The organism is Pseudomonas sp. F007, from assembly GCF_057814275.1.
In genome coordinates this window covers 164832-190399 of the sequence record NZ_JBVATA010000001.1, presented here as the reverse complement: position 1 = coordinate 190399, position 25568 = coordinate 164832, and the positions used below count along the sequence as shown (strand labels likewise).

General features: G+C 61.7%; 25 protein-coding genes and 1 riboswitch. Of the genes, 14 read left to right on the top strand and 11 right to left on the bottom strand.

Annotation, left to right across the window (positions count from 1 at the left end):
• The first annotated feature begins 66 nt into the window (after positions 1–66).
• Both ACZYR5_RS00930 and ACZYR5_RS00925 read left to right on the top strand, forming a co-directional pair.
• A complete protein-coding gene (locus tag ACZYR5_RS00930; RefSeq protein ID WP_489088301.1) occupies positions 67–594 on the top strand; it encodes an acireductone dioxygenase in 528 nt (175 codons plus the stop codon).
• Positions 595–806: 212 nt separating this feature from the next.
• On the top strand, positions 807–1073 hold the full coding sequence (locus ACZYR5_RS00925; RefSeq protein ID WP_489088302.1) for a response regulator transcription factor: 267 nt from the start codon (positions 807–809) through the stop codon (positions 1071–1073).
• Positions 1074–1241: 168 nt separating this feature from the next.
• Here ACZYR5_RS00925 and ACZYR5_RS00920 read toward each other — a convergent pair whose 3' ends face one another.
• A complete protein-coding gene (locus tag ACZYR5_RS00920; protein WP_489088303.1) occupies positions 1242–1520 on the bottom strand; it encodes a DUF3509 domain-containing protein in 279 nt (92 codons plus the stop codon).
• A gap of 356 nt (positions 1521–1876) precedes the next feature.
• Here ACZYR5_RS00920 and ACZYR5_RS00915 point away from each other — a divergent pair, with 356 nt between their 5' ends.
• From ACZYR5_RS00915 to ACZYR5_RS00895, 5 genes are all read left to right on the top strand, one after another.
• Positions 1877–3706 carry a long-chain-acyl-CoA synthetase gene (locus ACZYR5_RS00915; RefSeq protein ID WP_489088304.1) on the top strand — a complete coding sequence of 610 codons (1830 nt, stop codon included), beginning with the start codon at positions 1877–1879 and terminating at the stop codon, positions 3704–3706.
• Positions 3707–3803: 97 nt separating this feature from the next.
• Positions 3804–4322 carry an ankyrin repeat domain-containing protein gene (locus ACZYR5_RS00910; RefSeq protein WP_489088305.1) on the top strand — a complete coding sequence of 173 codons (519 nt, stop codon included), beginning with the start codon at positions 3804–3806 and terminating at the stop codon, positions 4320–4322.
• A gap of 101 nt (positions 4323–4423) precedes the next feature.
• On the top strand, positions 4424–4954 hold the full coding sequence (locus ACZYR5_RS00905; protein ID WP_489088306.1) for a hypothetical protein: 531 nt from the start codon (positions 4424–4426) through the stop codon (positions 4952–4954).
• A gap of 80 nt (positions 4955–5034) precedes the next feature.
• The gene (locus tag ACZYR5_RS00900; protein WP_489088307.1) at positions 5035–5226 is read left to right on the top strand and encodes a PLDc N-terminal domain-containing protein; all 192 of its coding nucleotides are present in this window, start codon (positions 5035–5037) and stop codon (positions 5224–5226) included.
• Positions 5227–5690: 464 nt separating this feature from the next.
• Positions 5691–7784, top strand: a complete 2094-nt coding sequence (locus ACZYR5_RS00895) for an LTA synthase family protein (RefSeq protein WP_489088308.1) — start codon at positions 5691–5693, stop codon at positions 7782–7784.
• Between the two features lie 209 nt (positions 7785–7993).
• On the opposite strand, the gene ACZYR5_RS00890 is transcribed toward ACZYR5_RS00895, so the two are convergent.
• Complete coding sequence (locus ACZYR5_RS00890) at positions 7994–8146, bottom strand: DUF3309 family protein (protein WP_033866310.1); 153 nt, start codon at positions 8144–8146, stop codon at positions 7994–7996.
• A gap of 262 nt (positions 8147–8408) precedes the next feature.
• Here ACZYR5_RS00890 and ACZYR5_RS00885 point away from each other — a divergent pair, with 262 nt between their 5' ends.
• The 3 genes from ACZYR5_RS00885 to csrA all read left to right on the top strand — a co-directional run bounded on the left by ACZYR5_RS00885 (position 8409) and on the right by csrA (position 9951).
• Positions 8409–9224, top strand: coding sequence for an SDR family oxidoreductase (locus ACZYR5_RS00885; RefSeq protein WP_105753786.1), 816 nt, complete (start codon positions 8409–8411; stop codon positions 9222–9224).
• A 64-nt stretch (positions 9225–9288) separates the two neighbouring features.
• The gene (locus tag ACZYR5_RS00880) at positions 9289–9621 is read left to right on the top strand and encodes a YnfA family protein (protein ID WP_489088309.1); all 333 of its coding nucleotides are present in this window, start codon (positions 9289–9291) and stop codon (positions 9619–9621) included.
• Between the two features lie 141 nt (positions 9622–9762).
• A complete protein-coding gene (csrA, locus tag ACZYR5_RS00875) occupies positions 9763–9951 on the top strand; it encodes a carbon storage regulator CsrA (RefSeq protein ID WP_489088310.1) in 189 nt (62 codons plus the stop codon).
• Between the two features lie 3 nt (positions 9952–9954).
• Here the strand turns inward: csrA and ACZYR5_RS00870 are convergent, their stop codons facing one another.
• From ACZYR5_RS00870 to ACZYR5_RS00855, 4 genes are all read right to left on the bottom strand, one after another.
• Complete coding sequence (locus ACZYR5_RS00870; protein WP_489088311.1) at positions 9955–10182, bottom strand: YheU family protein; 228 nt, start codon at positions 10180–10182, stop codon at positions 9955–9957.
• Between the two features lie 68 nt (positions 10183–10250).
• A complete protein-coding gene (locus ACZYR5_RS00865) occupies positions 10251–11441 on the bottom strand; it encodes an osmoprotectant NAGGN system M42 family peptidase (protein WP_489088312.1) in 1191 nt (396 codons plus the stop codon).
• Between the two features lie 28 nt (positions 11442–11469).
• A complete protein-coding gene (ngg, locus tag ACZYR5_RS00860; protein ID WP_489088313.1) occupies positions 11470–13212 on the bottom strand; it encodes an N-acetylglutaminylglutamine synthetase in 1743 nt (580 codons plus the stop codon).
• A gap of 3 nt (positions 13213–13215) precedes the next feature.
• The gene (locus ACZYR5_RS00855) at positions 13216–14988 is read right to left on the bottom strand and encodes an N-acetylglutaminylglutamine amidotransferase (protein ID WP_489088314.1); all 1773 of its coding nucleotides are present in this window, start codon (positions 14986–14988) and stop codon (positions 13216–13218) included.
• A gap of 332 nt (positions 14989–15320) precedes the next feature.
• On the opposite strand from ACZYR5_RS00855, the gene ACZYR5_RS00850 reads away from it, so the two are divergent.
• Positions 15321–17519, top strand: a complete 2199-nt coding sequence (locus tag ACZYR5_RS00850; protein ID WP_489088315.1) for an OsmC domain/YcaO domain-containing protein — start codon at positions 15321–15323, stop codon at positions 17517–17519.
• Positions 17520–17670: 151 nt separating this feature from the next.
• Here ACZYR5_RS00850 and ACZYR5_RS00845 read toward each other — a convergent pair whose 3' ends face one another.
• From ACZYR5_RS00845 to ACZYR5_RS00825, 5 genes are all read right to left on the bottom strand, one after another.
• On the bottom strand, positions 17671–18441 hold the full coding sequence (locus ACZYR5_RS00845) for an ABC transporter ATP-binding protein (protein WP_489088316.1): 771 nt from the start codon (positions 18439–18441) through the stop codon (positions 17671–17673).
• On the bottom strand, positions 18438–19454 hold the full coding sequence (locus ACZYR5_RS00840) for a FecCD family ABC transporter permease (protein ID WP_489088317.1): 1017 nt from the start codon (positions 19452–19454) through the stop codon (positions 18438–18440). Before ACZYR5_RS00840 ends, ACZYR5_RS00845 begins: the two co-directional genes overlap by 4 nt.
• The gene (locus ACZYR5_RS00835; RefSeq protein WP_489088318.1) at positions 19451–20464 is read right to left on the bottom strand and encodes an ABC transporter substrate-binding protein; all 1014 of its coding nucleotides are present in this window, start codon (positions 20462–20464) and stop codon (positions 19451–19453) included. The genes ACZYR5_RS00840 and ACZYR5_RS00835 overlap by 4 nt, the downstream gene beginning before the upstream one ends.
• A 147-nt stretch (positions 20465–20611) precedes the next feature.
• A riboswitch (cobalamin riboswitch) is annotated at positions 20612–20805 on the bottom strand.
• 36 nt (positions 20806–20841) lie between these two features.
• Positions 20842–21513: a MarC family NAAT transporter gene (locus ACZYR5_RS00830; RefSeq protein WP_489088319.1), complete on the bottom strand. Its 672-nt coding sequence runs from the start codon at positions 21511–21513 to the stop codon at positions 20842–20844.
• Between the two features lie 5 nt (positions 21514–21518).
• Positions 21519–22103 (bottom strand): hypothetical protein, encoded by a 585-nt coding sequence (locus tag ACZYR5_RS00825; protein WP_489088320.1) that lies wholly within the window; start codon positions 22101–22103, stop codon positions 21519–21521.
• A gap of 287 nt (positions 22104–22390) precedes the next feature.
• Between ACZYR5_RS00825 and ACZYR5_RS00820 the strand changes: the two genes are divergently transcribed.
• The 3 genes from ACZYR5_RS00820 (at position 22391) to ACZYR5_RS00810 (ending at position 25567) form a co-directional block, all read left to right on the top strand.
• The gene (locus ACZYR5_RS00820) at positions 22391–22744 is read left to right on the top strand and encodes a DUF3302 domain-containing protein (RefSeq protein WP_489088321.1); all 354 of its coding nucleotides are present in this window, start codon (positions 22391–22393) and stop codon (positions 22742–22744) included.
• A 3-nt stretch (positions 22745–22747) separates the two neighbouring features.
• The gene (locus ACZYR5_RS00815) at positions 22748–23707 is read left to right on the top strand and encodes an HlyD family secretion protein (RefSeq protein WP_489088322.1); all 960 of its coding nucleotides are present in this window, start codon (positions 22748–22750) and stop codon (positions 23705–23707) included.
• 93 nt (positions 23708–23800) lie between these two features.
• The gene (locus tag ACZYR5_RS00810; protein ID WP_489088323.1) at positions 23801–25567 is read left to right on the top strand and encodes a SulP family inorganic anion transporter; all 1767 of its coding nucleotides are present in this window, start codon (positions 23801–23803) and stop codon (positions 25565–25567) included.
• The last annotated feature ends 1 nt before the right edge of the window (position 25568 follow it).

Genomic DNA, 25568 nt, shown 5'->3' with positions numbered 1-25568 from the left:
GATCAAAGGCGTCGTCCAACCGGTCCGCGAGCCGCACGGTCGCGCCGCCAACAAGGAATTGCCTGCATGAGCAGCCTGTCTGTCTACCCCGTTTCAAGCCTGGATCTACCGAACAAGGTCCTGACCCACTGCGAAGACATCGCCGCAACCCTGGCCGAGCACGGCGTGCGATTCGAGCGTTGGCCGGCCGCGACGAAACTCCAGCCGGGCGCCAGCCACGATGAGGTGATTGGCGCCTATCAGGCGCAGATCGATCAACTGATCAGCGAGCGCGGCTACGACTCGGTGACCGTGCTCAGCGTCAACAGTGATCAGCCCGCGGAGCCTCTTCAAGAACAGCTTCACGAGCAAGACGTTGTGCGATTGTTCGTCACCGGTCGCGGCTTGTTTAACCTGCACCTCGACGACTACGTCTATGCCGTGCTGTGCGAGAAAAATGACCTGCTGCTGATCCCGGCCGGCATCAAGCACTGGTTCGATGGGGGGGAGCACCCGCACTTCATGGCGATTCGCCTGGGCAAGGCGGCTGATGGCGCCGTAGCCAACGTCACCGGCGACGATATCGCCAGCCGCTGCCTGCGTTTGGACGATTGAAGGTCGAATTGGCTGACTGACTGTGCAATGCAGTCGGTCAGCTGTTTCCGTGCATAGTCACAAAATGTTTGAGTGGTTCTGTAGGACCTGTAGGGCATTGCCTTTCGGCCTGTCAGGCATGCCTGTTTTGCTGTTCCCCGGCTTGTTTAATCTGCTGCCTGTGTAACTCTTTCTTTCTGATATCGGGCCATGGAGCTGCCGGGAGGAAGGAGATGACGAGCGCAACGCCTGAGGCCATCCCGTTGCTGAAGCCGCTGCAACAGCGGCGTGTCGTCAAGGCAGGTACGCCGCTGAGCAAAAAGGAACTGGAGGTTCTGCGCTGGGCCAGGCAGGGCAAGACTGTCTGGGAAATCAGCGTGATCCGCGAAATATCCCCGGCCACGGTGAAATTTCACCTGAGCAACATCTACGCCAAGCTCGGCGTGAGCAATCGTGCGCAAGCGGTGGGCGAGGCGGGCAGACGGGGTTTGTTGCGCTGAGCGAAAACAGCGGCGGCCAAGCGTGAATGCCGCTCTCTTGCAGGAGCGAGCCTGCTCGCGATGAGGTCATCAGCAATACTGCATAAACTTCATCGCCAGCAGGCTGGCTCCCACAAGGATTTGTGCGGGCTTTGCAGCCGAAAAAAGTGGATGACTGTTTACATCGAGTTACATCGAGTGATAGCTCGGCAACGCAAAGCGCTGCTGGCTCTGCAACATGGAAATCTGCGGCAACTCGCTGGCATGTTCGGCCAAATCGCGGCGGATGGCGCTGATGGCCCAGGACAGTTGATCGCCGGCATGCAATTGCGAGTAGGAAATCGAACGCTTGAACACGCGACCGTCGCTGCTACGCAATGTCAGCAAGATGCCACCGTCCGGGCGGGGCTGGGTGGTGACGTCGTAGTTGGAGAAGAGCGAAGTAAATTTTTCTTGAATCAGGTTCATGTCAATCGGCTCCATTTGCGCATGTAAGGCAAGCATGGAGGGGTAGTTGCAGTGATTGTGCCAGTATCTTTTTTTAATAAAATCCTTATAAATCAATAAGATAATAAAAGTTGAATTTTTCGAATTCGTGCAATCTGCATGAATGGCCATCGTGCATCCTGCATTTTGCGCGTTGTCGGCAAGGCGCGTTGCACGCTGTGGCGGATACAAAACATTTCAAAAACCGCGTGTACAGCCAGGTCGGCGCAGGCGTACTTTTTTGCCGTTCAGCCGAGAATTCCTGTTGTGTCTCATGTCCGAACACCGCCCGACAAGAACAATACAGGCCCGCCACAGAGGGTCGAACGGGAGCAACCATGAGCGGCACGCACCACGACATGATCACCTGGAGCATGATGCTCCGAAAGCTACCGTCAATCGTCAAAGCCCTGCCAAGGGTGGTCAAGGGACTGAAGATCGCCAATGTCAAACAGCCGGATCAACCCTGCGGCCTGGCCTTTACCTTCGAGCAAGCGACGCTGCGCAACCCGAATGGCCCGGCGTTGCTGCAGGGCACGGTGGTGCTCAGTTACACCCAGGTCAATCAATGGGCCAACCGCATCGCCCACCACCTGATTGCCCAGGGTATCGGCAAAGGCGATGTGGTCGGCATCTTCATCGAGAACCGTCCCGAATTGCTGGTCAGCGTACTGGCCGTAGCCAAGGTCGGGGCCATCAGCGCGATGCTCAATACCTCTCAGACCCAGCAGGCGCTGCTGCACAGCGTGAACCTGGTCAATCCGGCGGCGATTGTGGTGGGGGCGGAGTTGGTCAACGCCTACTCGGCGATTCGCCAGCAAGTGACGATCGGTCCCGGCAGAACCTGGTGGGTGGCCGACTCGGTGAGTCCGCAGCCGCTGCCTGAAGGCTTCACTGATTTGCTGGCTGCCAGCGTCGATTGCCCCGAAGAAAATCCCCCCAGTAGCCAGCAGGTGTACGTCGACGATCCCTGCTTCTATATCTACACCTCGGGCACCACCGGCTTGCCCAAGGCCGGGGTGTTCAAGCACGGTCGGTGGATGAAGAGTTCCGCCAGCTTCGGCATGATCGCCCTCGATATGGGCCCCGACGATGTTGTCTATTGCACCTTGCCGCTGTACCACGCCACCGGGCTCTGCGTGTGCTGGGGCTCGGCGATATGCGGCGCTTCGGCGTTCGCCATTCGCCGCAAGTTCAGCGCCAGCCAGTTCTGGAACGATGTGCGCAAGTACCGCGCCACCACCATTGGCTACGTCGGCGAATTGTGCCGCTACCTGATTGACCGGCCGCCCTCGGCCGATGATCGCGAGCACCCGGTGCTGAAGATGATTGGCAACGGTTTGCGCCCGGGCGTGTGGAGTGAGTTCAAGGGACGCTTTGGCGTCAGGCACATCTGCGAGCTGTACGCCGCCAGTGACGGCAACATCGGCTTCAGCAACATCCTCAATTTCGACAACACCATCGGTTTCTCGCTGATGTCCTGGGAGCTGGTGGAGTTCGCCCATGACAGCGGCGCGCCGCTGCGCAACAGCAAGGGCTTCATGCAGAAGGTCGGCAAGGGCCGGCAAGGGCTGTTGCTGGCGAAAATTGATGACAAGGCACCGCTGGATGGCTACACCGATCCGCAGAAGACCGAAAAGGTCGTGCTGCATGACGTCTTCGAAAAGGGCGACCGTTATTTCAATACCGGTGACCTGCTGCGCAACATCGGCTTCGGTCATGCGCAGTTTGTCGATCGACTGGGGGATACCTACCGCTGGAAAGGCGAAAACGTCTCGACCACCGAGGTTGAAAACATCCTTTTGCAGCATCCGCACATTGCCGAAGCGGTGGCCTATGGCGTGGAGATCAGCAACACCAATGGCCGGGCAGGGATGGCGGCGATCACGCCGGCCGAATCCCTGGCCACCCTGGATTTTCGCGAGCTGTTGAGTTTTGCCCGCGAGCAGATGCCGGCGTACGCGGTGCCGTTGTTCCTGCGGGTCAAAGTGAAAATGCAAACCACCGGGACCTTCAAGTATCAGAAAACCCGACTCAAGGACGAAGCGTTCGACCCCGGCAAAACCGGCGACGATCCGATTTACGCCTGGTTGCCAGGATCGGACACCTATGTGCAGATCACCGCACAGGTGTCGGCGGATATCCACGCCGGCAAGTACCGCTATTGATTCTGGCTATGGCCGCTTGAGAGAAAAAAGGGGTGACAGGTGCAACGCCGCTTGAGGACACTAGCGGCTTTGCGATTGACCGAATGTGGAGCCCCAAATGTCAGACCAATCCCGCCAGATGACCCCGGAAGAAGCCGCGGAGTTTGCCGAGCAGGTTTTCAACAAGGCTCGCGAAGGCGATGCGGCCATGCTCGCGGCGCTGCTGAGCAAGGGCTTGCCGGCCAACCTGCGCAACCACAAGGGCGATACCCTGTTGATGCTGGCGGCCTATCACGGGCATGTCGACGCGGTGAAAGTACTGCTGGAGCACAAGGCGGACCCCGAGATTCGTAACGACAACGGCCAGAGTCCGATTGCCGGCGCGGCGTTCAAGGGCGATCTGCCGGTGGTCACTGCCTTGATTGAAGGTGGCGCCGAAATCGAGGGCTCGTCCTTCGACGGCCGTACCGCGCTGATGATGGCGGCGATGTTCAACCGCACCGCCATCGTCGATTACCTGATCAGCAAGGGCGCCGATCCCCGGGCCAAGGACGCCAATGGCATCACCGCGCTGGACGCGGCGAAAACCATGGGCGCGACCGATACCGCGGCACAGTTGCAGAAAATCCTCGGCTGACCTATCGGGCGTTTGATCGGGGCTGGTGAGCCAGTTCCGGTCAATCGCGGGCAAATGCGCTATCCTTCGCCCCCGAAAATCTCCCCGCTACAGGATCTGCCATGAAAGCCGCACTCATCGAACTCATCGGTAAAATCAGCTCCGGCTGCATGAGCGAGGACGAAATCGCGCGGATCGCCGAGGAAGCAGCCCAGGCCTACGCCGATCCCGAGGCGTTCCTGGTGGCCAACCCGGACATCAACTACGACGACACTTTCCCGATTGCCCTCGGCGAGTGGGTGGTGGTGGGCAGCCTGCCGGACACCGTGCTGTTCCAGGCCGATACCTATATGGACCTGTTCGCGCAGATCGTCGCCTCGTTCGGCCCGGAGGTGGCCTTCAACATCAAGCCCAAGCAACTGGCCAAGACCGAGGCGCTGACCGCGCTCAATCGCATCCAGATCCAGATGGGCAGCATGAACCCGGAAAACGGCGGCTACACCCTGCTGAACTTCAGTCAGTTGCTCGATGATGAGCTGCAGGTGGTGCTGGTGTACGGCAATGATGTGCCGCGGGTCCTGGAATTGTGCGCCGAAGTCGGCATCCAGGCGGCGCCGTCGCTGGAAGCGCTGAAAGTGGCGGTCCACGTTTGACCCCAGGCGTGCAATAAAACGGAACCCTCGCAGCAGCCGGCTATCCTAAGGGACGAATGCCTTCTCTTTGGAGCGATACCATGGGATCCACCTTCAATGGCCTGGTTGGCCTGATCATCCTCGCGCTGGATATCTGGGTGATCATCAATGTGCTCAAAAGCAGCGCGTCCACCGGGATGAAAATCGTCTGGACGTTGCTGATCCTGCTGTTGCCGGTGCTGGGCCTGATCATCTGGGCAATTGCCGGGCCGCGCGGGAATGTGCGTATTTGATGCACCCTGTGGCAGCAGCGTTAGCAGCGATGAGATCGACAGCCACACCGCATCAACTTCACCGCCAGCAGGCTGGCTCCCACAAAATCAGGGTCAACCTCAAAACCCTGTGGGAGCTAGCCTGCTAGCGATTCAGGCACCTCGCTATGCCTGGCACACCGCCATCGCCGGCAAGCCGACTCCCACAGAAAGCCAGGCAGTGAGACAGAGGGGCCGATCAGGCCTCTTTTTGTGTTTCGAGATATGCGTTGCACGAAATTTTCACAATCGCTCCAAGACAATCCCACCGCGCAAATTTCACTCCGGCCATCCCCGAACCAGTTATCAATGGCAATGCCGTGGGTGATCGTGCAACATCTGCGCACCGCGCAAAGTCCCGGCCATTACCCGCAAGTAATGGCAATCAGAGGCCACGGCGCCGCGACTGTTTTGCAACTTCAACTTCCAATGGGTCCTAAAACGACATGGCAAACCCGGACGCCCTGAATCAGCAGCGAGCTTCGAATCGCCTGCTGCAACCGACCGTGAAATCCCATCTGGCCTACACGCTGCTTTGCGCCCTGGTCATGATGGTGATGCTCTCCCTGCTGCGCGTGGCGCTGCTGGTCTACAACCGCGAGATGATGCTCGATACACCGGCTTCGACCTTCCTCGAAGCATTTGCCAACGGCTTGCGCTTCGACCTGCGCCTGGTGGTCTACCTCAGCATCCCACTGTTGCTGGCGCTGTTCAGTGTGCGCGCCATGGCTGCGCGCGGCCTGTTTCGCCTGTGGCTGACCGTGGTTTCCAGCATCGCGCTGTTCCTCGGCTTGATGGAGATGGATTTCTACCGCGAATTCCACCAGCGCCTCAACGGCCTGGTCTTCCAGTATGTGAAGGAAGACCCGAAAACCGTGATGAGCATGCTCTGGTACGGTTTCCCGGTGGTTCGCTACCTGCTGGCGTGGGTGGTCGGGACCTGGATCCTCAGCCTGGCGTTCAAGGGCGCCGACCGTGCGACCCGTCCACGTGGCCCGTTCAGCGGTGGCAATGTCAGCAGCCGCCAGGTGGCGCCGTGGTACACCCGCACTGCGGTGTTCGTGGTCTGCCTGCTGATCTGCGTGGTGGCCGCCCGTGGCACCCTGCGCCAGGGCCCGCCGATGCGTTGGGGTGACGTGTACACCACCGACTCCAACTTCGCCAACCAGTTGGGCCTCAACGGCACACTGCAACTGGTCGCGGCGGCAAAAAGCCGCATGTCCGAAGACCGTGACAACATCTGGAAACCTACCCTGCCGCAGCCTGAAGCGCAGCAGATCGTGCGTGACCTGCTGGTGATGCCGGACGAAAAACTGGTGGATGCCGACACTGCGGCCGTGCGCCGCGACTTCCTGCCACCAGCAGACAAGACCCTGCCGATCAAGAACGTCGTAGTCATCCTGATGGAAAGCATGGCCGGCCATTCGGTCGGTGCGCTGGGTGCGCCGGGCAACATCACGCCTTACCTGGACAAACTGTCCACGGAAGGCCTGCTGTTCGACCGCTTCTTCTCCAACGGTACCCACACTCACCAGGGCATGTTCGCCACCATGGCGTGCTTCCCGAACCTGCCGGGTTTCGAATACCTGATGCAGACCCCGGAAGGCAGCCACAAGCTGTCGGGCCTGCCGCAGCTGCTCAGCGCGCGCAAGTTTGATGATGTGTACGTGTACAACGGCGACTTCGCCTGGGATAACCAGTCGGGCTTCTTCAGCAACCAGGGCATGACCAACTTCGTCGGTCGCAACGACTTCATCAACCCGGTGTTCTCCGACCCGACCTGGGGCGTGTCCGACCAGGACATGTTCGACCGCGGCCTGGTGGAACTGAAGGCCCGGGAAAACGGCAAGCCGTTCTACGCCTTGCTGCAGACCCTGTCCAACCACACCCCGTACGCGCTGCCGACGCCGTTGCCGGTCGAGAAGGTCACCAACCGTGGCAACCTCAACGAGCACTTGACCGCCATGCGTTACTCCGACTGGGCACTGGGCCAGTTCTTTGAAAAGGCGCGTAAAGAGCCGTACTTCAAGGAAACCCTGTTTGTCATCGTCGGTGACCACGGTTTCGGCAACGAGCGCCAGATCACCGAAATGGACCTGGGCCGCTTCAACGTGCCGATGCTGATGATTGCGCCGGGCATCCAGGAGAAGTTCGGCAAGCTGGACCACACCGTCGGTACCCAGGTCGATATCGTACCGACCATCATGGGGCGCCTCGGTGGTGAAGTGCGTCACCAGTGCTGGGGGCGTGACTTGCTCAACCTGCCGGAAGGCGACACCGGTTTCGGCGTGATCAAGCCGTCGGGCAGCGAGCAGACCACGGCGATCATCACCCAGGATCAAGTGCTGGTGCTGCCGAAAGAAAAAGACATGGCACCGAAGATGTACAAGTACCAACTGGGTGCCAACCCGGGCGCCGAAGTGGTACCGGATGCGCCGGGTACTGCGCAAATGAAGCAGAAACTTGAAGCCTTCCTGCAGACAGCGACCAAGAGCCTGATGGATAACACCGCCGGTGTGGTCGACGGCACGCCGGACTAACCTGCGACGCAATAACGCGCCGGATTAACCTCCGGCGCAATTTCACGCCGGATCAACTTCCGGCGTAACGAACTGTAGGAGCGAGCTTGCTCGCGAAGAACCCAAGACCACCACGTTTATCCAGAATGAACGCGTTGTCTGGAGGTTCTTCGCGAGCAAGCTCGCTCCTACAGTTTTTTGGGTCAATGGAAATGGTTGTGCGTTAACCGTCAAATCCTGCCCAGCAACAGCAATACCAGCAATACCACCACCACTACGCCGATAACCCCGGACGGTCCATAACCCCAACTTCTGGAGTGTGGAAACACTGGCAGGCCGCCAATCAACAGCAGAATCAGAATAATCAGAAGAATCGTGCCCATGTCGAATTCCTTATTGGAGTGGCATTGAACGTCGCACTGGTTGAACAACAGGCTCGCTAGTTGAAAATACGAGCGGCTTAAAACTTCCGACTCTGCCGCGGTCGAAAAAATTCAATGTTTTTACCGCCCTCGCTGTTTCCTGTTAGTCCAGCTCGTCGCCCTGCGGTTTGCCTGCGGCATTCAGCGCTTTGATGGTCATGGGTGTAGGAAATTCCTTCGCTACACTGCGAACATCTTTCCCAGAACAACAAGGCAACTTCCTATGCAAAATCGCATGATGATCACCGGCGCCGGGTCCGGCCTGGGTCGCGAAATCGCCCTGCGCTGGGCGCGCGAAGGATGGCAGCTGGCGTTGTCCGATGTCAGTGAGCCAGGCCTGCAGGAAACCTTGAGGCTGGTGCGCGAGGCGGGCGGTGATGGCTTCATCCAGCGGTGCGACGTGCGCGACTACAGTCAGTTGACCGCCTTTGCCCAGGCTTGCGAGGTCAAGCTCGGCGGCATCGATGTGATCGTCAATAACGCGGGCGTGGCTTCCGGTGGTTTCTTCAGCGAGCTGTCGCTGGAAGACTGGGACTGGCAGATCGCGATCAACCTCATGGGGGTAGTCAAGGGTTGCAAGGCGTTCCTGCCGCTGCTGGAGCAGAGCAAAGGCAAGATCATCAACATCGCCTCCATGGCGGCGCTGATGCAAGGGCCGGCGATGAGCAACTACAACGTGGCCAAGGCCGGGGTCGTCGCGCTGTCCGAAAGTCTGTTGATCGAGTTGGCGCAGCAGGAGATCGGCGTGCATGTGGTGTGTCCGTCGTTCTTCCAGACCAACCTGCTCGACTCGTTCCGTGGCCCGACCCCGGCGATGAAGGCCCAGGTCGGCAAGTTGCTGGAAAGCTCGCCGATCAGCGCCAGCGACATTGCCGACTACATCTATCAGCAGGTGGCAGCCGGCGAGTTCATGATCCTGCCCCACGAACAAGGGCGCATGGCCTGGGCGCTGAAGCAGAAGAACCCGCAATTGCTCTACAACGAAATGACCCTGATGGCCGACAAGATGCGCGCCAAGGCCCGCCAGGGCGCCAACTGAGCTTGCGACTGACCGACTGCCTCGTTAGGGTGGCCGCACCTGGCTGCCCTGACGAGATGGATGAATGCTCAATTACCTGTGGTTTTTCCTCGCGGCGCTGTTCGAAATCGCCGGCTGCTACGCGTTCTGGATGTGGTTGCGCCAGGGCAAGAGCGCCTGGTGGATCGCGCCGGCGCTGCTCAGCCTGACCCTGTTCGCCCTGTTGCTGACCAAAATCGAAGCGAACTATGCCGGTCGGGCGTATGCGGCCTATGGCGGGATCTACATCGTCGCCTCGATTGGCTGGCTGTGGATGATCGAACGGGTCCGGCCGCTGAGTTCGGACTGGTGGGGCGTTGCCCTGTGTGTGCTGGGGGCGAGTATCATTTTGCTCGGCCCGCGCTTCACCGCACCTTGAGGCAAAACCGCTGCTTTGCAAGGGATGTCTGTAGGGCAATTCGACCTGGTGTGTAGGAGGTGGCTGATTTCCCGCGGCTGTCTTGAAGGGGCGGTGCAACCCGGCCATCTTCAAGGCCCGGTTACCTCAAGGACTACAGCCATGCTCGTACTCAGCCGCGCTATCGGTGAACTGATCTCCATTGGCGACACCATCACGGTGCGTATCCTCGCCGTGAATGGTGGCCACGTGCGCTTCGGCGTCGAGGCGCCGCGCCACATCAGCGTCTACCGCTGCGAAATCTATGAACGCATTCGCGCCAAGCGCAGCCGTGAGGCTGCTCGCAGCTGAGCCTCAGTCGAACAGGTGCTTGGGCACGTCGTGCTTGAGCATCAATTGGCACTGCTCGCTCTCGGGGTCGAAGACAATCACCGCCTGGCCCTTGCTCAGGGCATTGCGTACCCGCAGCACGCGGGTTTGCAGCGGGGTGTCGTCGCCGTTATCGGTGCCGTCGCGGGTGACGAAGTCTTCGATCAGGCGGGTCAGGGTGTCGACTTCAAGTTGGTCGTGGGGGATCAGCATAACTACCTCGGTTTTCAATGCGCAGATGCTACGGCGCTTCACCCCACACTTCCAGTAGGCCTCTGCCCTCAGTCGGTGGAGCGCTGTCCTACCAGGCTGTCCACTGATGGAACCCGGGTCTCGCTTTCCATCTGCGCGTCATGTTCGATCTGATGGCTGAAGCGGTCCAGCGAGCCCTTGGCCGGCTGCGCATCGCTGGCGAATACCGGCGGGCTGAGGATGTAGGCGCCGAGCAGGCGACTCAGGGCCGCCAGGCTGTCGATGTGGGTGCGCTCGTAACCGTGGGTGGCATCGCAGCCGAAGGCCAGCAGGGCGGTGCGGATGTCGTGGCCGGCGGTGACCGCCGAGTGGGCGTCGCTGAAGTAATAGCGGAACAGATCGCGGCGCACCGGCAGCTCGTTGGCGCTGGCCAGATGCAACAAGTGCCGCGACAGGTGGTAGTCGTACGGCCCCGCAGAATCCTGCATGGCCACGCTGACCGCATGCTCGCTGGAGTGTTGCCCGGGGGCGACCGGGGCGATGTCGATGCCGACGAATTCGCTGACATCCCAAGGTAATGCGGCCGCCGCGCCGCTGCCGGTTTCCTCGGTGATGGTGAACAACGGATGACAGTCGATCATCAGCGGCTCACCACTTTCGACGATCGCCTTGAGCGCGGCCAACAGCGCGGCGACCCCGGCCTTGTCGTCCAGATGGCGGGCGCTGATATGGCCGCTGTCGGTGAATTCGGGCAACGGGTCGAAGGCAACGAAATCACCGACGCTGATCCCCAGCGAATCGCAGTCGGCGCGGGTCGCGCAGTAGGCGTCCAGGCGCAGTTCGACGTGGTCCCAGCTGATGGGCAGTTCGTCCACCGCCGTGTTAAAGGCATGCCCGGAGGCCATCAGCGGCAACACGCTGCCACGGATCACCCCGGTATCGGTGAACAGACTGACGCGGCTGCCCTCGGCAAAGCGGCTCGACCAGCAGCCCACCGGGGCGAGGGTCAGGCGGCCGTTGTCCTTGATTGCGCGCACGCTGGCGCCGATGGTGTCCAAGTGCGCGGAAACGGCGCGGTCGGGGCTGTTTTTCTGGCCCTTGAGGGTCGCGCGGATGGTTCCGCGCCGGGTCAGCTCAAAGGGGATGCCCAGTTCTTCAAGGCGTTCGGCGACATAACGCACAATGGTGTCGGTGAAGCCAGTGGGGCTGGGAATCGCGAGCATTTCCAGCAGGACTTTTTGCAAGTAGGCGAGATCGGGTTCTGGAATCTTACCGGTCATTGGAACTCCTGAAGGCGAGGGGCGCTGGTCAAATCGCCACGTGGCTGTGGGGAAACAGCAGGTCGACAAAACGCTCGGCCACCGGTTGTGGCTCATGGTTGGCCAGCCCGGCGCGCTCGTTGGCTTCGATGAATACATAGTCCGGCTGGTCTGCCGCGGGCACCATCAGGTCGAGGCCGACCATCGGGATGTCGAGAGCGCGGGCGGCGCGCACGGCGGCGTCGACCAGGGTCGGATGGAGGATCGCGGTGACGTCTTCCAGCGTGCCACCGGTGTGCAGATTGGCGGTACGTCGCACGAACAGCCGCTCGCCTGCTGGCAGAACACTGTCGTATTGGTAGCCGGCACTTTGCAGGGTGCGTTCGGTTTCGTGGTCCAGCGGGATCTTGCTTTCGCCGTGGGTAGCAGCCTGGCGCCGCCGGCTTTGCGCTTCGATCAGGGTCCGGACCCGATGCTGGCCATCGCCGACAATCTCCGCCGGACGGCGAATTGCTGCGGCGACGACCTCGAAACCGATCACCAGAATGCGCAGGTCGAGGCCTTCGTGAAAGCTTTCCAGCAGCACCCGGCTGTCGAAGGCGCGCGCGGCTTCGATGGCTTGTTGCACTTCGTCGATCTGCTGCAAATCCACTGCCACGCCCTGGCCCTGCTCGCCGTCCAGCGGCTTGACCACCACCCGCTGGTGCTCATCGAGAAACGCCAGGTTGTCGTCGGCATTGCCCGCCAATTGCTGCGCGGGAAGATTAAGACCGGCGCCCTTGAGCACTTTGTGGGTCAGGCTTTTGTCCTGGCACAGGCTCATGCTGATGGCACTGGTCAGGTCGCTGAGGGATTCGCGGCAGCGCACCCGGCGCCCGCCGAGGCTCAGGGTGAACATGCCGGCCTGGGCGTCATCGACCTGAACATCGATGCCGCGCCGATGGGCTTCCTCGACGATGATCCGTGCGTAGGGATTGAACTCGGCTTCGGGGCCCGGGCCGAGAAACAGCGGTTGATTGATGCCGTTCTTGCGCTTGATGGCGAAGGTCGACAGGGTGCGGAACCCAAGCTTGGCATAGAGCTGCTTGGCCTGGCGGTTGTCGTGCAGCACCGACAGGTCGAGGTAGCTCAAGCCACGGCTCATGAAGTGCTCGATCAGGTGGCGCACCAGCACCTCGCCGACCCCGGGCCGTGTGCACTGCGGGTCGACGGCCAGGCACCAGAGGCTGCTGCCGTGTTCCGGGTCATGGAAGGCCTTTTCATGGTTCAGGCCCATGACGCTGCCGATTACCGCGCCGCTGTCTTCGTCCTCCGCCAGCCAGTACACCGGCCCACCTTGATGGCGGGGTGTCAGGCGTTCGGGGTCGATCGGCAGCATGTTGCGCAGTTGGTACAAGCGATTGATCGCCTGCCAATCGTCGGCGCTCTGCGCCCGACGAATTCGAAAACCGCGAAACACCCGGGTCGCCTGGCGGTAGTCGCTGAACCACAGGCGCAGGGTGTCGGACGGGTCGAGAAACAGCTGCGCCGGTTCCAGCCCCAGCACCTGCTGGGGCGCTGCGACGTAGAGGGCGATGTCACGCTCACCCGGTTGCTCGTGGGCCAGTTCGCCGGCCAGGCTCGCCGCGTCGGGGAAGGTGTGGCCGATCAGCAGGCGCCCCCAGCCGCAATGCACGGCAATTGGCTCGCCGCTGCAGCTGCCGTCTTCGGCAAAGCGTGCCTGCAGGCGTTCATAGGACGGCGCCTGGCCGCGCAGCAAGCGCTGGTTGAGGGCTGTGGCGTGAGGTTTCATTGATCAGATTCCTTGTTCGCTGAGCCACAGGTTCAGCGCCGCCAGTTGCCACAGCTTGGAGCCGCGCAGCGGGGTCAGTTGGCCTTGCGGGTCGGTGAGCAGGCGATCGAGCATCGCCGGGTTGAACAGGCCACGGTCCTGGCTTGGGTCGAGCAGCAACTCGCGCACCCAATTCAGGGTGTCGCCCTGCAAATGCTTGAGGCCGGGCACCGGGAAGTAACCTTTCTTGCGGTCGATCACTTCGCTGGGGATCACCAACCGCGCCGCTTCCTTGAGCACTTGTTTGCCACCGTCCGGCAGCTTGAATTTGCCCGGCACCCGCGCGGACAACTCGACCAGGCGGTAGTCGAGAAACGGCGTGCGCGCCTCCAGGCCCCAGGCCATGGTCATGTTATCCACACGCTTGACCGGGTCGTCGACCAGCATCACCGTGCTGTCCAGGCGCAGCGCCTTATCCACAGGCGCGTCGGCGCCGGGCTGGGCGAAATGCTCGCGGACGAAGTCGCCGGCGGCGTCATGGGCAGTCATCCACTGCGGTTGCACCGTGGCGGCGTAGTCCTCATAACTGCGGTCGAAAAACGCCTGGCGGTAGGCGGCGTAGGGATCCTCGGCGGCATCCACCTGCGGATACCAGTGGTAGCCGGCGAACAGTTCGTCGGCACCCTGACCGCTTTGCACCACCTTGCAGTGCTTGGCCACCTCACGGGACAACAGATAAAAGGCAATGCAGTCGTGGCTGACCATCGGCTCGCTCATCGCCCGGAAGGCCGCCGGCAATTGCTCGATGATTTCCTTTTCGTCGATGCGCAGTTGGTGATGGCGGGTGCCGTAGTGCCTGGCGATCAGGTCGGAATACTGGAACTCGTCACCGCGCTCGCCGCCGGCGTCCTGGAAACCGATGGAGAAGGTCGACAGATCCTCCACGCCGACTTCACGTAGCAGGCCCACCAGCAGGCTCGAATCGACGCCACCGGACAGCAGCACACCAACGTCCACCGCCGCCCGTTGACGAATCGCCACGGCTTCGCGGGTGCTGGCGAGAACCCGGTCACGCCAGTCTTCGAGGGTCAGATTTTGCTCGTCGGCGCGTGGGCCGTAGGGCAGGGTCCACCAGGTTTTCTGCTCGGTGCGGCCGTCGGCCTCGATGCGCATCCAGCTCGCCGGCGGCAGTTTTTCAATGCCGGCCAACAGGGTGCGGGGAGCCGGCACCACGGCGTGAAAGTTCAGGTAGTGATTGAGCGCGACCGGATCGAGGATCGGTGTGATATCGCCGCCCTTGAGCAGCGCCGGCAAGGCCGAGGCGAAGCGCAGCCGCTGGTCGGTGCGCGACAGGTACAGCGGCTTGACCCCGAGCCGGTCGCGGGCGATGAACAAACGTTGGGCATCGCGCTCCCAGATGGCGAAGGCGAACATGCCGTTGAGCTTCGGCAGCAGCGCTTCGCCCCAGGCGTGGTAGCCCTTGAGCAGGACCTCGGTGTCGCCACCGGAGTAGAACGCGTAACCCAGGCCTTCCAGCTCGGCGCGCAGTTCCGGGAAGTTGTAGATCGCGCCATTGAAGGCCAGGGACAGGCCCAGGACATTGTCGACCATCGGCTGCGCCGATCCGTCCGACAGGTCCATGATTTTCAGGCGGCGATGGCCCAGGGCTATCGGCCCCTGGCTGTGGAAGCCCCAGGCGTCAGGGCCACGGGGTGCCAGATGATGGGTGATGCGTTCGATGGCCGCCAGGTTGGCCGGTTGAAGATCAAAACGTAATTCGCCAGCTAATCCGCACATGGTGTCCAAGCCCTTTTTTCGGCATGTGTGTCGCTACTGGTGGCTTACGTGTACCGCTGTTTGCAGCATTTGCACTCTGTACAGCTTTCAGGCGGCACCTGCTTTTGCAGCGTGCTCGACCAGTAGCGTTGTGCACCGAACCGGGCGGTTTTTGCCTGCCGCCACGGCTGATGATGTGGGTTTTTCGAGTGAGCGGTGGCTGCGATCGTTCAATAAAATTTACCAACGGTCGATGAGCACCGGGCTTTTTTCAACGAAAGCGCAGTACTTCCAGCGTAAAACCCGGATAATCGCGCCCATTCAGTTTCGCTCGACTTTTTTGGTAATCCCCTATGGAAATCAAGGTTAATTTTCTCGACAACCTCCGACTTGAAGCCAAGTTCGATGACTTCACGGTGATTGCCGACCAACCCATTCGCTATAAGGGTGATGGCTCTGCGCCGGGCCCGTTCGATTACTTCCTCGCCTCGTCGGCCCTGTGTGCGGCGTACTTCGTGAAGCTGTACTGCAGCACTCGCAACATTCCCACCGAGAACATCCGGCTGTCGCAGAACAACATCGTCGACCCGGAGAATCGCTACAACCAGATCTTCAAGATCCAGGTCGAACTGCCGGCCGACATTTGCGACAAGGACCGCCAGGGCATCCTGCGATCCATCGACCGCTGCACGGTGAAGAAGGTGGTGCAGGCCGGGCCGGAGTTCGTCATCGAAGAGGTGGACAACCTCGACGCCGATGCTCAAGCGCTGCTGATGCCCAACTCGACGGCGGACGCCAGCACCTTCATCGTCGGCAAGGACCTGCCGCTGGAGCAGACCATCGCCAACATGTCGGGGATCCTCGCCGACCTGGGGATGAAGATCGAAATCGCTTCATGGCGCAACATCGTGCCCAACGTCTGGTCGCTGCATATCCGCGATGCGCATTCGCCGATGTGCTTCACCAACGGCAAGGGTGCCACCAAGGAAGGCGCGCTGGCCTCGGCCCTGGGCGAGTTCATCGAGCGGCTGAACTGCAACTTCTTCTATAACGACCAGTTCTGGGGTGAGGACATCGCCAACGCGCCGTTCGTGCATTACCCGGATGAGCGCTGGTTCCAGCCGGGGCGCAAGGACGAACTGCCGCCGGAAATCCTCGACCCGCACTGCCTGAAGATCTACAACCGCGATGGCGAACTGCGCGGCTCGCACCTGTTCGACACCAACTCCGGTAACGAAGAGCGGGGCATTGTGTCCTTGCCGTTCGTGCGCCAGTCCGATGGCGAGGTGGTGTACTTCCCCTCGAACCTGATCGAAAACCTGTTCCTGAGCAACGGCATGAGCGCCGGTAACACCCTGGCTGAAGCCCAGGTGCAGTGCCTGTCGGAGATCTTCGAGCGGGCGGTGAAGCGCGAAATCATCGAAGGCGAGTTCGCCCTGCCGGACGTGCCGCAGGAGGTGCTGGCCAAGTACCCGGCGATTCTGGCCGGGATCCAGGGCCTGGAGGAGCAGGGCTTCCCGGTGCTCGTCAAGGACGCCTCGCTGGGCGGTGAATTCCCGGTGATGTGCGTGACCCTGATGAACCCGCGTACTGGTGGTGTATTCGCCTCGTTCGGCGCGCACCCGAGCCTGGAAGTGGCGCTGGAACGCAGCCTTACCGAATTGCTTCAGGGCCGCAGTTTCGAGGGCTTGAACGATCTGCCGCTGCCGACCTTCGAAGGCCACGCGGTGACCGAGCCGAACAACTTCGTCGAGCACTTCATCGATTCCAGCGGCGTGGTCTCGTGGCGCTTCTTCAGTGCCCAGTCGGACTACGAGTTCGTCGAGTGGGACTTCACCAGCGACGGCGAAGACTCCAACGCAGAAGAAGCCGCGACCCTGTTCAAGATCCTCGAAGACATGGGCAAGCAAGTGTACATGGCGGTCTACGAGCACTTCGGTGCCACGGCCTGTCGGATCCTGGTGCCGGACTATTCGGAGATCTACCCGCTGGACGACCTGATCTGGGACAACACCAACAAGGCGCTGTTCTTCCGTGCCGATATCCTCAATCTGCACAGCCTCGACGACGCCGAACTGAAGGCCCTGGGCGAGCGCCTGGTGGAAAGCGAGCTGGATGATTACACCGATATCACCACCCTGATCGGTATCGAGTTCGACGACAACACGGCCTGGGGCCAGTTGACCATCCTCGAGCTGAAACTGTTGATCTACCTCGCCCTGCAGCAATACGAAGAGGCGAAGGACGCGGTGGAAGCCTTCCTGCAGTACAACGACAACACCGTCGAGCGCGGCCTGTTCTACCAGGCGGTGAACGCAGTGCTGGAGATGGAACTGGACGAAGACCTGGAGCTGGCGGACTACGAGGTCAACTTCCGCCGGATGTTCGGCAACGAGCGGATGGATGCGGCGATTGGTTCGGTCAACGGCAGCGTACGCTTCCATGGCCTGACGCCAACCAGCATGAAGCTCGAAGGCCTGGACCGGCACCTGCGCTTGATCGACAGCTACAAGAAATTGCATGCGGCGCGGGCCAAAGTCGCGGGTGTCTGACTCTTGTAGGAGCTGCTTGTCGGGCCGCCGCATCGCAGCGCATGGCGACTCTGCGGTGTGTCAGGCTCTGCACCTTCGCCGGCAAGCCGGCTCCTACAAGGTTGGGGGCGGTCACGGATTCCGCAACTGATTCGCCGTGGCAGACCCGCTATCAGGTGGCGCGCAAGCGCAAGATCTGCGCGCCGTCGAGCGGGTCCGTGAGGTAGTGGGCCTGCACGCCGAAGGTGTCGTACAAACGTTGTGGCGTGAGCACTTCCAGCGGCTTGCCGAGTGCCACCAGGCGTCCGCGGTCGAGGATTGCCAGGCGGTCGCAGGTCAGGGCCTGGTTGAGGTCGTGCAGGACGATCAGGCTGGTGACGGGCAGGGCCTGGACGCCCTTGAGAATCGTCAGTTGATGCTGGATGTCGAGGTGGTTGGTCGGCTCGTCGAGCAGCAGGATCTGCGGGCGCTGGGCGAGGGCCCGGGCGATGTGCACGCGCTGGCGCTCACCGCCGGACAGGCCGCGCCAGGTGCGTGTGCCCAGGTGCGTGGCGTCGACATCGTGCAAGGCCTGGCGGACGATGGCCTCGTCTTCCCGGCTCCACGGGCGCAGGGCCGACAACCAGGGCGTGCGCCCGAGGGCAACGGCGTCGAACACGCGGATCGCATCGTCGGTGTCGGCCTGCTGTTCGACCACCGCCAGGCGTTGCGCGATGCTGCGTCGCGAGAGTTTTTCCAGCGGCTGGTCAGCCAGCCACACACCGCCGGCTGACGGCGTGCGCAAGCCGGCCAACAGCTTGAGCAAGGTAGACTTGCCGGAGCCATTCGGCCCGACGACGCCGAGGGTTTCGCCGCGATGCAGATCGAGGTGGATATCCTCCAGCAACTCGGCGTCACGCACCCTGAAGGACAGACCTCGGCAACTCAGTGCGGGCGCGTTCATCGGGCGTTCCTGCGGCCGATCAGGATCAGCGCGAACACTGGCGCACCGACCAGCGCGGTGATCACCCCGACCGGAATCACCTGGCCTTTGATCAAGGTCCGCGACAGCACATCGGCGGCAATCAGAAACAGCGCCCCGGCCAAGGCACTGGCGGGCAGCAGCCGTGAGTGCCCGGTGCCGAGCAGCAGGCGCACGGCATGGGGAATCACCAGGCCGACAAAACCGATGGAGCCGACAATCGACACCATCACCGCCGTCACCAGCGCTGCACAGCCGACCAACACAAACTGCACCCGGCGTACCGGTATGCCGAGTGATGCGGCTGAATCGCTGCCAAAGGCAAAAGCGTCCAAGGCACGCCGGTGCAGCAGGCATAACAGCAGACCCGCGACCGCCACCGGCACCGCCAGCCACACCGACGGCCAGCGCACCCCGCTGAGGTTACCGAGCAGCCAGAACATGATGCCCCGCGCCTGTTCGGAACTGGCCGACTTGGTAATCAGGAACGCGGTGAGGGCATTGAACAGCTGCGAGCCGGCGATGCCCGCGAGGATGATTTGCCCGGTGCCGCGACTCGAGCCGCTGAATCGCGCCAACAGGATCACCAGGCCAAACGCGGCCATGGCGCCGACGAAGGCCCCGGCCGACAAGGTCAGCATGCCCGCGCCGACGCCGAGCAGGGCCACCAGCACGGCGCCGGTCGAGGCCCCGGCGCTGACGCCCAGCAAGTACGGATCGGCCAGGGGATTGCGCAGTAGCGACTGCAGGATCACCCCGCAGGTGGCCAGGCCGGCACCGCAGGCGGCGGCGACCAAAGCGCGGGTCAGGCGATAATTCCAGACGATGCCCTCGTCGATCGGGTCGAGCGGGTAGCCGGCCGCCCACAGTTTGTTCGCCAGCACCTGGAATACCACGTGAAGTTCGATGGCGGTTTCACCGATGGCCACCCCGGCGACCACGGCGGCCAACAGCAGCGCCATTGCCAGTAGCGTTCTAATCAGGCTCGTGGTCATTTCGGCAGGTCGTAGCCGTCGATGGCCTCGGCCAGTTGCCGCAAGCCGTCGAAGGTGCGCACGCTGGCCTGCATGGCCATCGCATCAAGGATGATGATGCGGTTGTTCTTCACCGCGTCCATGTTGCGGGTCACCGGGTCGCTGCGCAGGAATGCGAGTTTCTTTTCATGGTCGTCGGCGGGGAAACGGCGGCGGTCCATGCGAGCGATCACCAGAAACGTCGGGTTGGCCTTGGCGATGGTTTCCCAGCCGACCGTCGGCCATTCCTCGTCGGACTCGACCACGTTACGCACGCCCAAGGTCGTCAGCATGAAGTCGGGAACGCCCTTGTGGCCGGCCACATAAGGGTCGATGTCCATATCGGCACTGGAGAACCAGACCAGGGCACTGAGCGGCGGGCGCTTTTTCTCGTGTGCCTTGGCAATCGATTGGGCGAGGCTGGCCTTGAGTTCGTCGGTCAGTTGGGTGCCGCGCTCGCGCACATCGAAAATCTCGGCGAGTTGCTCGATGCCCTTGTAGATGCTTTCGATGCGGAACGGCGCCAGGCGCGTACCGTCGGCGCCCACCAGGTTGTCCTTGGCTTCGCAGTCGGAGGGCAGCAGGTAGGTGGGGATCTTCAGCTCATGAAATTGTTCGCGGGTGCCGACCACGCCCTGAGGCCCGACCGTCCACTCCAGCTCCACTGTCACCAGCTCCGGGCGCTTGCCGATCACCGCTTCAAAACTTGGATCGTTGTCCGCCAGGCGCTCGATCCTGTCGTTCTGCGCCTTGTACGCCGGCAGCACGTTGTTGAACCACAGCGACGTGCCGAGCACCTTGTCGCCCAGGCCCAGGGCGTAGAGCATTTCGGTGCCGGCCTGGCCGATGGTCACGGTACCGCTGGGGGCATGCTGGAAGGTCAGGCTGCTGCCGCAGTTCTCGAGGGTCAGCGGGTAATGGGTCGGGGTGGCCTGGGCCAGGGCGCACAGGCCCATACCGGCAATGAGGGTCGAAAGGCGGGGCAACAGCATGGGGCAATCTCCATTTGTACCGTACAGGCAACAGCAGGGGGTACGGTTTGGAAACACACCCTCGAACACTGCGTTGAACACAGGGCAAGGCCGCGCGACCAGGGAACTGGCGGGCGGCAGGATGTCCTTCCCGGACACCCCGCCGGTTAGTCATTTGCTTGGCCGGCAGGTCTCCTGACTCGTGCGTCGTCGCCGCACTCCGGCCTTCCCGGAGTTGATCCAGTGGCAGTTGAGGAGTGGGCTCGGCATCTACAGTTGCGGGGGCAGTTCCGATGGACACCGGGTGTGGTGTTTCGGATTCCCTATTAATCCCGTGGGGGACCGGCGGCGCTATGGTAGTCGATCACGCCGCCGGGAGGAAACGCGCCAGCCGTTCGTTAGGGCAGGCGCGGTGGGTGAAAGTTGCTGTCGATGAGCGACTGGACGATTTCGATCGAGCCATTGATCGCGAACTGCGCGCCCATGCACACCAGCAAAAAGCCCATCAGCCGGGAGATGGCGTCGATCCCGGATTCGCCGGTGATGCGCATGATCAGCCCCGAGCTGCGCAGGCAAATCCACAGGATCAGCGCAGTGAACAGGAAGATCAGCGGCGGCGCGGTGGCAATCACCCAGGCCGGGAACAGGGTGCTGTGCTTGATCGTCGCCGCAGAACTAATGATCAGGGCAATGGTGCCCGGGCCGGCGGTGCTGGGCATGGCCAAGGGAATCAGGGCGAAACTTTCCTTTTCCTTGACCTCGTGGGCAGCCGTGGGTGGCGGTGGCGGCGGAAACAGCATCTTCATGCCCATGACGATCAGGATGCCACCCCCGGCGATGCGCAATCCGGGGATGGAGATGTTGAAGGCATCCATTATCAGTTCGCCGGTGTAGTAGGTCAGCGTCATGATCAGGAAGACATAGATGGCCGTCAGCCGCGCCTGCTGGTTTTTTTGGCGCTGGTTGAGGCCTTTGCTCAGGGCGAGGAACAGCGCCACGGTGGTGGGCGGGTTGAGCAACGGCAACAACGCCAGCAACCCCAGGGCAATCGCGTTGAATAAATCACTCATGGGTTTTATTGAGTGGCGGAGGTTTTGATCTTCAGGATGTCGGTGTAGATCGCATTAACCGTCTGCCCCACTTGCAATTTCTTCATGCGCTCCTGAAGTGCCGGATCTTCGACCTTGAGCACCCTCACTTTGCCTTCAGGAGGCAGCAGGGTCACTTCATGGGTTTTGAGATCGATCTTGGTGATCTTCGAGCTGACCTTGACCTGGCGCACCGCTTCGCCGCCCGGGTTGGGATTGTCCTTGGTCGCCCGAATGGTCATCGCTTCATCGCTGACACCGGGGGCGCCACCCACTTCGGTGTCGAGTACATAGGCCACCGAGCGCAGGACTTGAATGTCGACCTTGTCACCGACTTTCAGGTTGTGCAGGGCCTTGGCTTTCTCGGTCAGTTGCAGGGGGATCGGCTGCTGGTCAGGGCCTTCGATCGTCACTTGATGGTTTGCCGCATCGACCGCCAATACCTGCGTCACCACGTGGCCTTCCATCGCGGTACTGCCCAACGGAATATCAGCCGCCTGGGCGCTGATGGCGGCAGTCGACAGAAGGGTGGCAAACGTAACACGCAAGGCGAAGGATTTGATGGGTTTCATGAGCCTGGTTTCCCTGTAATAGCTGACGGACACGCCCAAGAATAGTCGCTGTTCGGCAACTTGCCTGCTGACGTTATCGATTGAATTGCCGAGCATTTCGCCCTGCATGGGACTGTCTGCTATTTGCGATTTCACTGAGTTAAGTCAGCAGGCGATCGCCGGGCAGCCGTTTAAACTTGAACTACTATGATTTCGAACGGTCGCGCGCGAAGCAGCGGCCGCGGTCGACCATCACAGCACTCACGTGGTGCGTACGCGCTGATTTTGTTTTTCGGGAGGGGGGCGTCGTGCTCGACTACATTGCGCTGGGCATACTTTTTTTCGCGGCCATCGTGCTGTTCTACGGGATTATCGTGCTGCACGACATTCCCTACGAAATTGCCGTACACCGCAAACATCCACATCAGGACGCCATTCACGCAGCAGGTTGGGTGAGTCTGTTCACCCTGCACGCCTTGTGGCCGTTCCTGTGGATCTGGGCCATGTTGTACCGGGAAGATAGAGGCTGGGGGTTTCGAACAGATCCCGAGCAGTTGAAGCTCGATGCGGAACTGGTCAAGGAGCTGGCTGAATTGCGCCAACGCGTACAGCGCCTGGAAGGGAAGACGTTGTCCGATGACACTACAGAAGGACGGCAATAAACCATGGACTTATTACTGATCCTGACCTACACCGCCATTTGCGTGGCGATCTTCAAGATTTTCCGTATTCCCTTGAACAAGTGGACGGTGCCGACTGCCGTGTTGGGAGGCGTGGTGCTGATCGGCGCGCTGATCTTCCTGATGAACTACAACCACCCCTACTCGGAAGTGGCGCGCTCGTACTACGTCTCGGTGCCGATTATCCCGACCGTGACGGGCAAGGTGATCGAGGTGCCGGTCAAGGGCAACGAGCCGTTGAAGACCGGGGATGTGCTGTTTCGTATCGACCCCGAGCCGTTCGAGAACCGTCTCAAGTCGCTCAAGGCCCAGCAAATCTCGGCGCGGGCTGATTTGTTCCGGATCAACGAACTGATCAAGCGCAACTTCGGTACGCGGCGCGAGCTGGATGCTGCCCAGGCGCTGGTGGACGACCTGCAGGGGCAGATCGACAATGCCCAGTTCGATCTGGACAACACCACCGTACGGGCACCGAGCAAGGGTTTCGTGACCCATGTTTCGCTGCGTGCGGGGATGATGGCGACCAAGTTTCCGCTGCGTCCGTCGATGGTCTTCATCCCGGACGAGGGCCAATACTTTGCTGCCTGGATGCGCCAGAACAGCTTGCTGCGCCTGGTGCCGGGCGATGAGGCAGAGGTCGCGTTCGACGGCATACCGGGGCGGGTATTCAAGGGCAAGGTGAAGAATGTCATCAGTGTGATTGGCGAGGGGCAGATCCAGCCATCCGGCACCTTGCTCAGCTACACCGGATCGCCACCACCGGGACGGGTGCCAGTGGTGATCGAAATCACCGACCCGGATTACCCGGAGTATGCCAAGTTGCTACCCGGTGGCTCATATGGCCAGGCGGCGCTGTACAGCCAGCACTTCCACCATGTGGCGATCATGCGCAAGATCCTGCTGCGCATGGCAGCCTGGATGAACTACATCTTCCCATTCCATTGATGGGCGAGGGGGTAGACCGGCGACAGCTGGCTACCCCCTCGATGATTCTGCGATGGCTTCTTCCCTTTTTCCCTCTCCAAGGGCCCCAGACCCATGACCCCAGCGGACTCTCCGTCGCCAACTCCCGAACCGGGACGCATCGTGCGCAAGACCGGCGCCAATACCGGCTTGAACCGCTGGCTGCCTGGGCTGCGCACGCTGCGCGAGTACCAGTTGGCCTGGTTGCGCCACGACATCCTTGCCGGCCTGGTATTGACCACCATGCTGGTGCCCGTGGGGATCGCCTACGCGGTGGCCTCCGGGCTGCCCGGCATTTACGGACTGTACGCGACCATCGTGCCGCTGATCGCCTACGCATTGTTCGGCCCCAGCCGGATCCTGGTGCTGGGCCCGGACTCGTCGCTGGCGGCGGTGATCCTCGCAGTGATCCTGCCGCTGTCCGGTGGTGATCCGCAGCGCGCGGTAGCCCTGGCGGCGGCGATGGCGATTGTCTCGGGCGTGGTGTGCATCCTCGCCGGCATTGCGCGCCTGGGCTTTATCACCGAGCTGCTGTCCAAGCCGATCCGCTATGGCTACATGAACGGAATCGCCCTGACCGTATTGATCAGCCAGTTGCCGAAGATGTTCGGCTTTTCCATCGAATCCGCAGGCCCGCTGACCAATCTCTGGTCCATCGCCACGGCAATACTCGACGGCAAGAGCAACTGGATCACCTTTGCGGTCGGCGCCGCGACCCTGGCAGTGATCCTGCTGCTCAAGGGCAACAAGCGCATCCCCGGCATCCTCATCGCCGTGGTCGGGGCGACGGTCGCCGTCGGCGTGCTGGATCTGGGTACGAGTGCCGGGGTCTCGGTGCTCGGCGCGCTGCCCCAGGGCTTGCCGGCGTTCGCCATTCCCTGGATTACTCGCGAAGACCTGGTCCCGGTGCTGATCGGTGGCTGCGCGGTAGCGCTGGTCTCGTTCGCCGACACCAGCGTGCTGTCACGGGTCTACGCGGCGCGCACCCGCAGTTATGTCGACCCCAACCAGGAAATGGCCGGCCTGGGCTTTGCCAATCTGGCGGCCGGGTTTTTCCAGGGTTTTCCCATCAGCAGCAGTTCGTCGCGCACCCCGGTGGCCGAAGCCGCAGGCTCGAAAACCCAGTTGACCGGGATTGTCGGTGCACTGGCGGTGGCCTTGTTGTTGATGGTGGCGCCGAACCTGTTGCAGCACCTGCCCAATGCCGCACTGGCGGCGGTGGTGATTGCCTCGGCGATTGGCCTGATCGAAGTCGCTGACCTGCGACGGATCTATCGCATTCAGCGTTGGGAGTTCTGGCTGTCGATTGTCTGCACCATCGGCGTCGCGGTGTTCGGTGCGATTGAAGGGATCGCCCTGGCCATCGTGCTCGCCGTGATCGAGTTTCTCTGGGATGGCTGGCGCCCCTATTCCGCGGTGCTGGGGCAGCCCGAGGGGGTCAAGGGCTACCACGATATCCAACGTTATCCACAGGCCAGCTTGATCCCCGGGCTGGTGCTGTTTCGCTGGGATGCACCGCTGTTTTTCGCCAACGCGGAACTGTTCAACGACCGCGTGCTGGACGCCGTGGCTGCCTCGCCGACGCCGGTGCGCTGGCTGGTGGTGGCCGCCGAACCGGTGACCAGCGTCGATGTCACTTCAGCCGACGTGCTGGCGGAACTGGATGACACCCTGCATGCAGCGGGCATCAAATTGTGCGTGGCCGAAATGAAAGACCCGGTCAAGGACAAGCTCAAGCGCTTCGGCCTGTTCGCCCGCCTGGGGGAAGCGGCGTTCTTTCCCACCATTGACGATGCGGTCAGCAACTATCAGGCCCTGTATCCCGGCGACCGCCAGCACTGAA